The sequence below is a fragment of the Bradyrhizobium sp. UBA2491 genome, assembly GCF_002341725.1.
Taxonomy (GTDB): domain Bacteria; phylum Pseudomonadota; class Alphaproteobacteria; order Rhizobiales; family Xanthobacteraceae; genus Bradyrhizobium.
Genome location: NZ_DDOP01000029.1, coordinates 60,839 through 72,373, shown reverse-complemented (window position 1 = coordinate 72,373; position 11,535 = coordinate 60,839). Strand labels below are relative to the sequence as shown.

Here is an 11,535-nt window from a genome sequence, read left to right as displayed (position 1 = left end):
GGGTTGGGCTCGGGCTGGCTGCCGGGGCGGGCGATGCGGCCGGCGACTGGGCAGCCGCCGGGGTTGCCAGTGCGATCGCGGCCAAGGGCAGCAGCGCGAAAAGGGCCGCGCGGAGCGTGCTGATACGATTCATTCGGTCTTCTCCATCCCCATCCTCAGACGGCCGCTCGATCTGTCCCGGGGCACGGTCCGCAAGGTGCGCTAGTCCTAACACGCAAGTTCTGCATTCGTCCCATGACAGATGTGTCATAGGACCATTCAGGCTGGCTAACGGCCTATCACTCGCCATATAACCGGGCGGAATTTGGGAAAATCGATGAGCGCGCTCGCCAATCACGCATTCGCCAAGATGAACGGCATCGGCAACGAGATCGTCGTCGTCGACCTGCGCGATTCGAAGGGGCAGGTTTCGGCTGAGGAAGCGCGCGCGGTGGCCTCGCCGGCGGGCGGCGTGCCCTATGACCAGCTGATGGTGCTGCAACCGCCGCGGCTCGACGGCACCGAGGCGTTCATCTCAATCTACAACAATGACGGCTCGGAGGCCGGGGCCTGCGGCAACGGCATGCGTTGCGTGGTGCGGCGGATCTTCGAGCAGACCGGCCAGACCACGGCGACGTTCCAGACCCGCGCCGGCCTGCTCAATTGCTGGCAGGGCCCGGCGCCCGATCTCTACACCGTGGACATGGGCGCGCCGAAGTTCGGCTGGCAGGACATTCCGCTGGCTGAGGAATTCCGCGACACCCGCTACATCGAGCTGCAAGTCGGGCCGATCGACAATCCGGTGCTGCACTCACCCTCGGTGGTCTCGATGGGCAATCCGCACGCGATCTTCTGGGTCGACGACGTCAACGCCTACGACCTCGAACGTTTCGGGCCGCTCCTGGAAAACCATCCGATCTTCCCGGAGCGCGCCAACATCACGCTGGCGCATATCGTCGATCGCGACCACATCACGATCCGCACGTGGGAGCGCGGCGCCGGCCTCACGCGGGCCTGCGGCTCGGCGGCCTGCGCGACCGCGGTCGCGGCGGCGCGGCTGAAGCGCGCCAACCGCAGTGTCGAGATCACGCTGCCCGGCGGCAAGCTCGGCATCGAATGGCGCGAGCGCGACGATCATGTGCTGATGACCGGCACCGCCGATTTCGAATATGAAGGCCGCTTCGATCCGACGCTGTTCGCCAGCGTCGCCTGATCAGGCGTTTGGGATCGGTTATGGGCGTCGACGTCGTCACCTTTGGCTGCCGCCTCAACGCCTTCGAATCCGAGGTGATCAGGCGCGAGGCCGAACAGGCCGGGCTCTCCGACACCATCGTCATCAATAGCTGCGCGGTCACCAACGAGGCTGTGGCGCAGGCCCGGCAGTCGATCCGCAAGCTGAAACGCGAACGGCCCAATGCGCGCATCGTGGTCACCGGCTGCGCGGCGCAGACGCAAGTCCGGATGTTCGCCGACATGGCCGAGGTCGATCGCGTCGTCGGCAATGACGAGAAGATGCGCGGCGAGGCCTGGCGTGCGGCGCGCAATGCGTTCGATCTCGGCGCCAGCGAGAAGGTCGCGGTTGCCGACATCATGGCGGTGACCGAGATGGCGCCGCATCTGCTCGACGGCTTCGAGCGCGGCCTGCCGCGGGTGTTCGTGCAGGTGCAGAACGGCTGCGACCATCGCTGCACCTTCTGCATCATCCCCTATGGCCGCGGCAATTCACGCTCGGTGCCGATGGGGGCGGTGGTCGATCAGGTCCGTGCGCTGGTCGAGCGTGGTCATGCCGAGATCGTGCTGACCGGCGTCGATCTCACGAGCTATGGCTCCGACCTGCCGGGTGCGCCAAAGCTCGGCCAGTTGACCCGGCAGATCCTGCGCCACGTCCCCGAGCTGAAGCGGCTGCGCATCTCCTCGATCGATTCGATCGAGGCCGACCGCGATTTGCTCGACGTCATCGCCGACGACATCAGGCTGATGCCGCATCTGCATCTGTCGCTACAGTCCGGCGACGACATGATCCTGAAGCGGATGAAGCGCCGGCATTCGCGGCGGGATGCGATCGACTTTTGTGCGCAGGTGCGCCGGCTGCGGCCGGACATCGCGCTCGGCGCCGATATCATCGCGGGCTTCCCGACCGAATCTGAGGAGATGTTCGCGCGCTCGCTCGACTTGGTCGAGGAATGCGACCTGACCTTCCTGCACGTCTTCCCCTATTCGAAGCGTCCGGGCACGCCGGCGGCGCGGATGCCGCAGGTCGACGGCGGCACGATCAGGGAGCGCGCGAAACGGCTGCGCGCGGCGGGCGAAGCCGCGCTGCAACGGCGGCTGGCGGCCGAGACCGGCGCGACGCGCGAGGTGCTGATCGAGAGCGGCACGCAAGGCCGCACCGAGCATTTCCTGCCGGTTGCGATCGATGGCGACGTGCCCGGTGCGGTGCGGCGGTTCATCGTGACCGGCCACGACGGCGCGCGCCTCGTTGGGGCGTGTGGGGATGTCGACCAAGGCTGACGTCCGCTCAGCATCGGAAGAGAAAGAGGCCGCCAATCCGGCGACCTCCAAATTCGAATCCGGATTGTTCAGATCAGGTGGCGCCGAGCGCCACCTTGTCCCTGCGTCGATAGGCGAGCAAGCCCAGTCCGAGGAAGCCCGCCAGCATCATGGCCCAGGTCGACGGCTCCGGAACGGCGGTGACACGGATCCCAAACGGATCCGAGGGCGCCAGCTGGAACTTGTGGGTGGTGCCGGCAAACGCAAAGCCAAGCGCCGGTGCGGTGCCGGTGGCATCCGAAGTTTCGGTGACTAGGTCGAGCTGCGGGCAATTGCGGCTGCAACTGCCCATCTCCACCGCAACCCAATAATTGCCGGTCGTCGGCACGGTCCAGTTCGCCGCCGCGCCGTTCCATCCGTTGTTTTCGAACGTCGCTCCGACCGAATACTGGAATTGAGTAGCCAGATTTCTCGACCCGATGAAACCCGCATCGGAGTAGATGGCAAACGTGAATGCCGTGCCCTGCCCACCGGTGCCGGCCTGTAGGTAGGTCGAGAGCTGGGTGATCGTCTGTCCCGCGGTGGCGGTGAACTCCGCAGCAAACCACTGTGCCTGGCTCAGGATAGGATACATCGTGCCTTGCGGCGTGCCGGTGTCCAGGATGAGCGTCGACGCGGACGCACTATTCGGTTGGACGGCCGCGAGTGAAAACGCGACCATCAAAGGCAATTTCCATTTCATCTAATTCGCCCCGCAATTTTGATTATTAGTCTTGCGGGTACTGATGGCACATTGCACATAACACTTTCATGACAGTCGCCGGCCACGATCGGCGCACAGCGTACTCGGTGTCGTCCCTGCGAAAGCAGGGACCCATAACCACCGCTCGCCATTGTCGCGTGATGCTGGGAGATGAGTAAGGCTGTTTGACAGGCTGAATCGAAATCAGTCACGTCATCGCGCGTGACGCACTCAGTGTGTGCGCCCGCCGGGCTTTGCGGGCTGCGACGCGCGCACCTGCCAGAACCGCAACAGGCGATCGGCGTCTCCGGGTGTCATCTTGGTGAACTGGCCCTTCGCATTGGCGAGTTCGGCCGGCCCCATTGAACCAGACGTGTAGCGGCATTCCATCACAGCGGCGGTGGTCTCCCAGCTCAGGCCCGCCGCCCGGCACGGCACCAGCAGGCCTTCGCTGCGCAGGCTCTGCATCAGCGAACGGATCACCTCGATGCGCGAGTGCGCAAGATCCGCCAGCGCAACGATGGTCTCTTCATATCTTCGCTGCCTGGCGAAACCGAGCAGGGCGGCTTCGTTGAGATCGCCGCTGTCCTTCAGCTTTGCGATGTGGCGCTTGGCTGAGGTGAAGTCGCGGACCTGCGACATGTCGCGCTCGACGCCGGCGGCGACCGCGGCGACGGCGTGGCGGATCTCCTCGAACAGATAGGGCGGGGCGCGTTCCAGCAGGCGACCGCGAACCTCTTCGGTTGCCTGGCGCAGCAGCTGAAGCCGGAGCTCCGACGGCAGGTCCGCGCGGATGCCGGTCTCGACCGCGAGGTCCGGATTGTGCTCGGCCTGCGCGAGGACGACGACAAATCCGCCCGGCGATACCTTGGCGCCGGGATTGTTGACCACGCGCCGGCTGACGCTCGCGAAGCGGCGCGCCAGCAATGCGTCGGTGACGACCTCCTTCAACCACCAGCGGCCGGCGACGGCGAGCAGATGCTGCTCGCTCTTGGTCTGCGCGATCTCGACCAGATCGTCATCGCTGAGCCGCGAGGATTCCTGGAGGATCGGCTGGGCGATCTTGATTTCGTCATTCCGGGCGAGGCGGCTGACGATCGCGGGCGGCGCCTGCGCGACCGGCGCGAGCTGTTCGCTGATCTCGGCAAGCGCCATCCGGGCGCTGATGTCGGCAAGCGCCCGAAGCTCGATGGTCTTGATCAGCCGATCGAGCACATTGTCGAACAGCTCGACCTGTTCACTGTTGAATTTACCGGCGGAGGTGAGGAACAGATGGGTGACGCGCTTGGCCGAGGCGATGCATTTTTCGGCGGAGCCGGCGGCTATCGCCGCCTCGACTTCGTCGACAATCGCCTGCCCGGCAGTCAGCATTGCTCGTCCTGAGCCCGTCTCGTTTGCTTGTTCTAAGCCAGCTTGCAGCTCTATCGGGCGGACCTGAACGTTTCGTAAGGATAATGGTCCGTAGAATCCCGGAGACAGTTTTACATTTGACGCGCTTTCTCGACGCGAACCGGTATCGACTTCGCTCGAAGATGCTCTACTGCCCGTTCCAGCCGCAGGCCCTGAGCCGCTCCTGCATGTGTCCGGGCGCCGGCGCCACCACGTGCACCGGGTCCTTGTTGCGGGAGATCGGGATGCCGATCTCGCGGGAGTGCAGATGCAAGATCGGCTCGCCGAAGCGCGGGCCGTTGCCATAGATGTTGTCGCCGACGATCGGCCAGCCCATCGCCGCCGCATGCACCCGAAGCTGATGGGTGCGGCCGGTGACCGGCTCCATCGCCAGCCAGGCGATACCGTCGCCACGGCCCAGCACCTTCCAGTTGGTGATCGCCTTCTGGCCGTCCGGGTCGGGCTTCTGCCACCAGCCGCGCTCGGCGTTGAGCCGGCCGAGCGCCATGTCGATGGTGCCTTGATCTTCGGCAGGGCCGCCCTCGACCACGGTCCAATAGGTTTTCGCGATCTTGCCGTGCTTGAACAGCAGCCCGAGCGAGGCGGTCGCCTTGCGGTGACGTCCCAGGATCAGGCAGCCGGAGGTGTCCTTGTCCAGCCGATGCGCCAGCACCGGCGGCCGCGGCAGGCCGAACCGCAAAGCGTCGAACGAGTCCTCCAGATTGGGGCCGCCCTTGGGGCCACGATGCACCGGCAGGCCGGCCGGCTTGTCGATCACCAGCATCAGCCCGTCGCGGTGGAGCACGCGGCCCAGGATTTCGTCCGCGGTCAAAGGGAGAACGTCGATCAATTCGTCGAGACTTTCGTTTGTGGAGCGAAACGGCTAACACGTCAGCGCCATGAACGATACAACGGGAACAAAACAGAGCTGGTGGCAGCGGCTAAAGGGCGGCCTGAAGCGGACCTCGAGTTCGATCGGGACCGCGGTCGCCGATCTCGTCACCAAGCGCAAGCTCGATTCCGCGATGCTCGACGACATCGAGGATGTGCTGTTGCGCGCCGATCTCGGCACCGATGTCGCGGTCCGCATCGCGCAGGCGGTCGGCAAGGGCCGCTACGACAAGGCGATCTCCGCCGACGAGGTCAAGGACGTGGTCGCGACCGAGGTCGAGAAGGTGCTGGCGCCGGTGGCGAAGCCGCTCGAGATCGATGCGTCGAAGCGACCCTTCGTCATCCTGGTCGTCGGCGTCAACGGCTCCGGCAAGACCACGACGATCGGCAAGCTGGCTGCGAAACTCTCGGCCGAGGGCCGCAAGGTCATGCTGGCCGCCGGCGACACCTTCCGCGCCGCCGCGATCGAGCAGCTCAAGGTCTGGGGCGAGCGTACCAAATCGCCGGTCATCGCGGGCGCCCAGGGCTCGGATTCGGCGAGCCTCGCCTTCAGCGCGCTGACCGCGGCGAAGGAGCAGGCGCGCGACGTGCTGCTGATCGACACCGCGGGCCGGTTGCAGAACAAGTCCGAGCTGATGAACGAGCTCGAGAAGGTCGTGCGCGTCATCAGGAAGGTCGATGCGACGGCGCCGCACGCGGTGCTGCTCGTGCTCGACGCCACGGTGGGACAAAATGCGCTGTCGCAGGTCGAGGCGTTTCATCGTACGGCAGGCGTCACCGGCCTCGTCATGACCAAGCTTGACGGCACCGCGCGCGGCGGCATCCTCGTCGCGCTGTCGGAGAAGCACAAGCTGCCGGTGCATTTCATCGGCGTCGGCGAAGGCGTCGAGGATCTCGCGCCGTTCACGGCGAAGGATTTTGCCAAGGCGATTGCCGGGATCGAGTCATGATCTGGGTCGTGCCTCAAGCCAACATAGAGGTTTAATGGACAAGACGCAGCCGCATCCGCTGTTCAAGCTCGCGACCGAACTCGGGCCGCTGCTCGTGTTCTTCATCGCCAACGCGAAGTACCACCTGTTCGTCGCCACGGCTGCGTTCATGGTGGCGATCGTCGCGGCGATGATCGCGTCCTATGTGGTGACCAGGCACGTGCCGATCATGGCGCTGGTGACCGGTGCGATCGTCTTGGTGTTCGGCACGCTGACGCTGGTGCTGCACGACGAGACCTTCATCAAGGTCAAGCCGACCATCATCTACGGCCTGTTCGCCGCCGTGCTCGGCGGCGGGCTGCTGTTCGGCCGCTCCTTCATCGCCGTCATGTTCGACCAGATGTTCAATTTGACGCCGCAGGGCTGGCGCATCCTGACCATGCGCTGGGCGCTGTTCTTCGCCGGCATGGCGGTGCTCAACGAGATCGTCTGGCGGACGCAGACCACGGACTTCTGGGTCAACTTCAAGGTGTTCGGCGTGACGCCGCTGACCATGATCTTCGCCATCGCGCAGATGCCGCTGACCAAGCGTTATCATCTGGAGCCGGTCTCGCTGGAGACCAGCGAAGCGGAAGCGGGCGACCTGCGGAAGTAGATCGAAACGCAGCGCGGGCAATTGCGCCGCGCTGCGTTCCGGGGCCTCAGCCCTTCTGCTTGGCGACGATCTTGTCCTTGATCTTGTCGTAGGTCGCCTCGGGCAGGATGTGCTTCTGCACCAGTTCATCCTTGCCCTTGTAGGGACGGCCCTTGATGATCGCGGCCGAGTAGGCCTTGCCGACACCGGGCAGCGCGTCGAGCTGATCGGCGGTGGCGCTGTTGACGTCGAGCAGGTCGTCCTTCGCCATCCCCGTCGTCTTCGCGTCGGGCGTTGCAGCCTTCGGTGCGGGAGCCATCTTGCTGGTTTCCGACTTGGCTGCGGGTGCAGCCGGCTGCGGCGATTGGGCCATCGACGGCGTGGCCGTCAGCATGCCGAGCGTGAGCGCGGTGGCGAGAAGTGAAGCGAGCGTGGTCTTGCGCATGTGTCCCCTCCAGAGGAACGTTGATGTCAACGCTCAAGAGTTGGGGGTGCGTTCGTGGCGTTGCCGTGGCCGCGAAATGAACCGCAGATAAACCTGTCGAAGCATTATGCCGCAGGCATTTCGCGCGCTATTCAGCAGCGGTTCACGACACCGCCGAATGACGCTGCGCTTACTGTCCGGCGCGCAGCGCCTTCTCGATCTCGGCCTTCAGCACGGTGTTGACGTTCTCGGGCGTCACCGGGCCGACCAGCTTGTAGACGATGGTGCCCTCGCGCCCGACCAGGAAGGTCTCGGGTACGCCGTAGACGCCCCATTCGATCGAGGCGCGGCCATTGCCGTCGACGCCGACGATGCCGAACGGGTTGCCGTAGCGGCCGAGGAAGCGCCGCGCATTCTCCGGCGAGTCCTTGTAGTTGATGCCGATGATCTGGAAGCGCTTGTCCTTGCCGAGTTCGGTGAGCAGCGGCGCCTCGTCATGGCAGGGCACGCACCACGATGCCCAGACGTTGACGATCGAGACCTTGCCCTTGAAGGCGGTGGGATCGAGGCCGGGGACAGGTACACCGTCCTTCACCAGGCCGTCGAGCGCGGGCAGCGTGGTCTGCGGCGCCGGCCGGCCGATCAGTGCCGAAGGAATCCGCGAGGGATCGCCGCCATAGAGCCGGAGCCAGAACAGTCCGGCGAGGCCGAGGAAGATCAACAGCGGCAGCACCACCAGCAGGCGGCGCGCTTGCGGCGGACTGTTGGTCGCCTGCTCGCTCATCGGATGTCCGCCGCGCTGCGGCCGGAGCGGCGGGTGACGCCGCTGGCCTCGATCTCCTTCAGGCGCGACTGCTGCCGGCGATAGTCGGCGATGATCCAGACGATCAGCAGCAGCACGACGGCCGCGACCAGCGCATAGGACGTCACGATGAAGGAGGCGTAGGGACCAAGCGACATCGTCTCACGCCGCTCCGATCTCGCCGGACGCGCTTTGATCGCGCGATCCAGCCGTGAACGAGACGCGGCTCGCCTGCATCATTTGCAGGCTGCGCACGCGCCGGCGCAGGATCTCGTTGCGCATCGCGGCCAGATGCAAGGTGACGAACAGCAGCGAAAACGCGATCGCCATCACCAGCAACGGCCACAGGAACGCCTTGTCGAGCGTCGAGCCGCCCATGCGCAGCACCGAGGCCGGCTGATGCAGCGTGTTCCACCAGTCGACCGAGAATTTGATGATCGGGATGTTGATCGCGCCGACCAGGGTGAGCACCGCCGCCGCCCGCGCCGCGCGCGAAGGATCTTCCACTGCGCGCCACAGCGCGATCAGGCCGAGATACATCAGGAACAGGATCAGCACCGAGGTCAGCCGCGCATCCCATTCCCAATAGGTGCCCCACATCGGCCGGCCCCACAGCGAGCCGGTGACCAGCGCCAGGAAGGTGAAGGCGGCGCCGAGCGGCGCTGCGGCTTTCGCGGCGACGTCGGCCAGCGGATGCCGCCACACCAGCGTGCCGAGCGCCGCGACGCTCATCACGCCCCAGACGAACATCGACAGCCACGCATTCGGGACGTGGATGAACATGATCTTGACCGTGGCGCCCTGCTGGTAGTCGTCGGGCGCCATCGCCGACTGGGTGAGCCCGATCGCGAGCAGGATCGCGGTCGCGCCGGCGAGCCAAGGCAGGACCCGCGCGGTCAGCGCCAGAAACCTGGTCGGGTTGGCGAGGTCGGTCAGCGTCTCGGTCAGCTTCATGGCACCCTGATAGTCGTCCGCTGTGAGCGAAGCAATTGGCCGAATTCCCCTCGGCAAGATTTGATCTGGCTCATATCAATCCAGCCCGTGCCGCAGGCTCGCGGCGGCCGCAAACGGGCCGATCACGAGGCTGGCAAGCGACAGCGCGCACAGGATCGAGAACGGTGTTCCGAACGGCAACGGTCCCGAGATCGCCGCCTGCGAGGCCGCAACGCCGAAGATCAGCACCGGGATCGACAGTGGCAGCACCAGCACCGCAAGCAAGAGGCCGCCGCGATGCAGCGTCACCGCCAATGCCGCGCCGATCATGCCGGTGAAGGTCAATGCCGGTGTTCCCGCCAGCAGCGTCGCCGCAACCGCAAGCGTTGCCGTGCCGTCGAGATTGAGCAGCAGGCCGAGCACCGGGGTCGCGATGATCAGCGGCAGTCCGGCCGCGATCCAGTGCGCCAGCGCCTTGGCCGCGCAGGCCAATTCCAGCGGCGTCCGGCTCATCACGATGAGGTCGAGCGAGCCGTCCTCATGATCGGCCGTGAACAGGCGGTCGAGGGTCAGCAGGCTCGCCAGCAGCGCGCCGAGCCAGAGGATGGCGGGGCCGAGCCGCGCCAGCAGCGCGAGGTCCGGCCCGACCGCGAACGGCATCAGCACCGTGACGGTGAGGAAGAACAGCACCCCGATCAGCGCACCGCCACCGACGCGCAGCGCGATCCGGATGTCGCGGCGGATCAAGGCCGTCAGCGCGCCCATGCCGCGCCTCCGTGGTGATTGCTATGCGAGCCAATATCGTTCCGCGCGATCGGTGCGCCCCCTCCCCCCTTGCGGGGGAGGGGTGGGGAGAGGGATGGCCCAGGAAAGACTCGTTCTGATGCGCACTGAAAGATTTCGGCCACATCAGCGCGACGGTCTCCGAGAGGTCGCCGACGTAATCATAGGAGTAGCCGAACAGCACCGGGTCGGTGCGTTCGGTGATCAGGTCGCGGATCAGGCCGGGTTTGGCGTGCTTGAACGACAATGCGCCGGTCAGCGCCGCCAGCGCGTAACCGCGGTCGGGGTCCGCGGTCTCGCGGAAATAAGCCACCAGCAGCCTGATCTTGTTGTTGCGGCCGGGCTCATAGGCGAGGCGGTCGAGCAGTTCGGCGAAGCGGTTCATGGCTTCGTGGTCTCACCGACGGGCTCGGTCTCGCCTTCGTCCTCGTCGCCATAGCCGACCAGATCGAGCGGCCGCGCTGCGAGGCCTTTGCCCTTGCACCAATGCACCAGCGCGTCTTCCTGGCCGTGGGTGACCCAGATCTCGCCGGCACCGGTTGCGCCAATCGTCGCCGTCAGCCCGTCCCAGTCGGCGTGATCCGAGATCACCAACGGCAGCTCGATGCCGCCTTGGCGCGCGCGGGCGCGCACGCGCATCCAGCCCGAGGCGAAGGCCGTCACCGGATCAGGGAAGCGCCGCGTCCAGACATCCGATGTCGCGCTCGGTGGTGCCAGTGTGATGGTGCCGGCGAGCTCGGCCTTCTTCATGCCACGCGCCGGCCTGAGCTCGCCGAGCCGAATGCCGCGCTCCTGATAATAGTAAGTGATCTTCTCCATCGCGCCGTGCAGGTAGATCGGCGCGTCGTAGCCGGCCTCGCGCAGCAGCGCGATCACGCGCTGCGCCTTGCCGAGCGAATAGGCGCCGACCAGGTGCGCGCGCTCCGGAAACAGCTTTACCGATGCCAGCAGCTTGTTCACTTCACCTGATGCATCGCCGTGGCGGAACACCGGCAATCCAAATGTCGCCTCGGTGATGAAGACGTCGCAGGGCACCAGCTCGAACGGCGCGCAGGTCGGGTCGCGCGCGTCCTTGTAGTCGCCGGAGGCGACGATACGGGTGTTCTTGCAGGTGACGGCGATCTGGGCGGAGCCGAGCACGTGTCCGGCGGGATGGAACGCCACCGTGACGTCACCGAGCCGGATCTCCTCGCCATAGGCGACGGCCTGCACGGAGCCCGCGAAGTTCTCGCCATAGCGCAGCCGCATCATGTCGAGCGTTTCCCGGGTCGCGAGCACCGCGCCGTGACCCGCCCGGGCGTGGTCGGAATGGCCATGCGTGATCAGGGCCCGCTCGACCGGCCTGACAGGATCGATATGGAAGCCGCCGGGCTTGCAGCAAAGCCCAGCCGGGACGGGCATCAGGATGTCTTGCGGGCGCATGCCGACCATATAGGCATTGATTCCGCGATATCTAATCGTCATGCGCGGGCTTGACCGGCACGACTATCTCCGGAAAAGGTCCGTGCTTTGGTGGATGGTCTGACCCGGCCGAGATTG

Annotated in this window: 13 protein-coding genes and 1 pseudogene; 4 read left to right on the top strand and 10 right to left on the bottom strand. The window is 65.8% G+C overall.

Annotated elements, in window-relative coordinates:
* Positions 1-316 precede the first annotated feature (316 nt).
* Together dapF and mtaB are read left to right on the top strand one after the other, a co-directional pair.
* Positions 317-1,192: a diaminopimelate epimerase gene (gene dapF, locus B2W55_RS08700; protein WP_024583233.1), complete on the top strand. Its 876-nt coding sequence runs from the start codon at positions 317-319 to the stop codon at positions 1,190-1,192.
* 20 nt (positions 1,193-1,212) lie between these two features.
* Complete coding sequence (gene mtaB, locus B2W55_RS08695) at positions 1,213-2,490, top strand: tRNA (N(6)-L-threonylcarbamoyladenosine(37)-C(2))-methylthiotransferase MtaB (protein ID WP_024583234.1); 1,278 nt, start codon at positions 1,213-1,215, stop codon at positions 2,488-2,490.
* 73 nt (positions 2,491-2,563) lie between these two features.
* Here the strand turns inward: mtaB and B2W55_RS08690 are convergent, their stop codons facing one another.
* The 3 genes from B2W55_RS08690 to B2W55_RS08680 all read right to left on the bottom strand — a co-directional run bounded on the left by B2W55_RS08690 (position 2,564) and on the right by B2W55_RS08680 (position 5,450).
* Positions 2,564-3,211 (bottom strand): PEP-CTERM sorting domain-containing protein, encoded by a 648-nt coding sequence (locus B2W55_RS08690; protein WP_024583235.1) that lies wholly within the window; start codon positions 3,209-3,211, stop codon positions 2,564-2,566.
* A 231-nt stretch (positions 3,212-3,442) separates the two neighbouring features.
* Complete coding sequence (locus tag B2W55_RS08685) at positions 3,443-4,582, bottom strand: DUF2336 domain-containing protein (protein WP_024583236.1); 1,140 nt, start codon at positions 4,580-4,582, stop codon at positions 3,443-3,445.
* Between the two features lie 166 nt (positions 4,583-4,748).
* A complete protein-coding gene (locus B2W55_RS08680; RefSeq protein ID WP_024583237.1) occupies positions 4,749-5,450 on the bottom strand; it encodes an RluA family pseudouridine synthase in 702 nt (233 codons plus the stop codon).
* A 49-nt stretch (positions 5,451-5,499) separates the two neighbouring features.
* On the opposite strand from B2W55_RS08680, the gene ftsY reads away from it, so the two are divergent.
* Together ftsY and B2W55_RS08670 are read left to right on the top strand one after the other, a co-directional pair.
* A complete protein-coding gene (ftsY, locus tag B2W55_RS08675) occupies positions 5,500-6,441 on the top strand; it encodes a signal recognition particle-docking protein FtsY (protein WP_024583238.1) in 942 nt (313 codons plus the stop codon).
* A 34-nt stretch (positions 6,442-6,475) separates the two neighbouring features.
* Positions 6,476-7,075, top strand: a complete 600-nt coding sequence (locus B2W55_RS08670) for a septation protein A (protein WP_024583239.1) — start codon at positions 6,476-6,478, stop codon at positions 7,073-7,075.
* Positions 7,076-7,121: 46 nt separating this feature from the next.
* On the opposite strand, the gene B2W55_RS08665 is transcribed toward B2W55_RS08670, so the two are convergent.
* The 7 genes and pseudogenes from B2W55_RS08665 to B2W55_RS08635 all read right to left on the bottom strand — a co-directional run bounded on the left by B2W55_RS08665 (position 7,122) and on the right by B2W55_RS08635 (position 11,418).
* Positions 7,122-7,499, bottom strand: a complete 378-nt coding sequence (locus B2W55_RS08665) for a ComEA family DNA-binding protein (RefSeq protein ID WP_024583240.1) — start codon at positions 7,497-7,499, stop codon at positions 7,122-7,124.
* Positions 7,500-7,668: 169 nt separating this feature from the next.
* Positions 7,669-8,262 carry a DsbE family thiol:disulfide interchange protein gene (locus B2W55_RS08660; RefSeq protein ID WP_024583241.1) on the bottom strand — a complete coding sequence of 198 codons (594 nt, stop codon included), beginning with the start codon at positions 8,260-8,262 and terminating at the stop codon, positions 7,669-7,671.
* Positions 8,259-8,438 carry a heme exporter protein CcmD gene (ccmD, locus tag B2W55_RS08655; protein WP_024583242.1) on the bottom strand — a complete coding sequence of 60 codons (180 nt, stop codon included), beginning with the start codon at positions 8,436-8,438 and terminating at the stop codon, positions 8,259-8,261. The genes B2W55_RS08660 and ccmD overlap by 4 nt, the downstream gene beginning before the upstream one ends.
* A gap of 4 nt (positions 8,439-8,442) precedes the next feature.
* The gene (locus tag B2W55_RS08650; RefSeq protein WP_024583243.1) at positions 8,443-9,234 is read right to left on the bottom strand and encodes a heme ABC transporter permease; all 792 of its coding nucleotides are present in this window, start codon (positions 9,232-9,234) and stop codon (positions 8,443-8,445) included.
* Between the two features lie 75 nt (positions 9,235-9,309).
* On the bottom strand, positions 9,310-9,978 hold the full coding sequence (gene ccmB / locus B2W55_RS08645) for a heme exporter protein CcmB (RefSeq protein WP_024583244.1): 669 nt from the start codon (positions 9,976-9,978) through the stop codon (positions 9,310-9,312).
* Position 9,979: 1 nt separating this feature from the next.
* Positions 9,980-10,381 (bottom strand): annotated as a pseudogene (locus B2W55_RS08640) (ATP-dependent DNA ligase); the annotation flags it as partial.
* Positions 10,378-11,418, bottom strand: coding sequence for a ligase-associated DNA damage response exonuclease (locus tag B2W55_RS08635; RefSeq protein ID WP_024581785.1), 1,041 nt, complete (start codon positions 11,416-11,418; stop codon positions 10,378-10,380). The gene B2W55_RS08635 and the pseudogene B2W55_RS08640, both read right to left, overlap by 4 nt.
* Positions 11,419-11,535 lie beyond the last annotated feature (117 nt).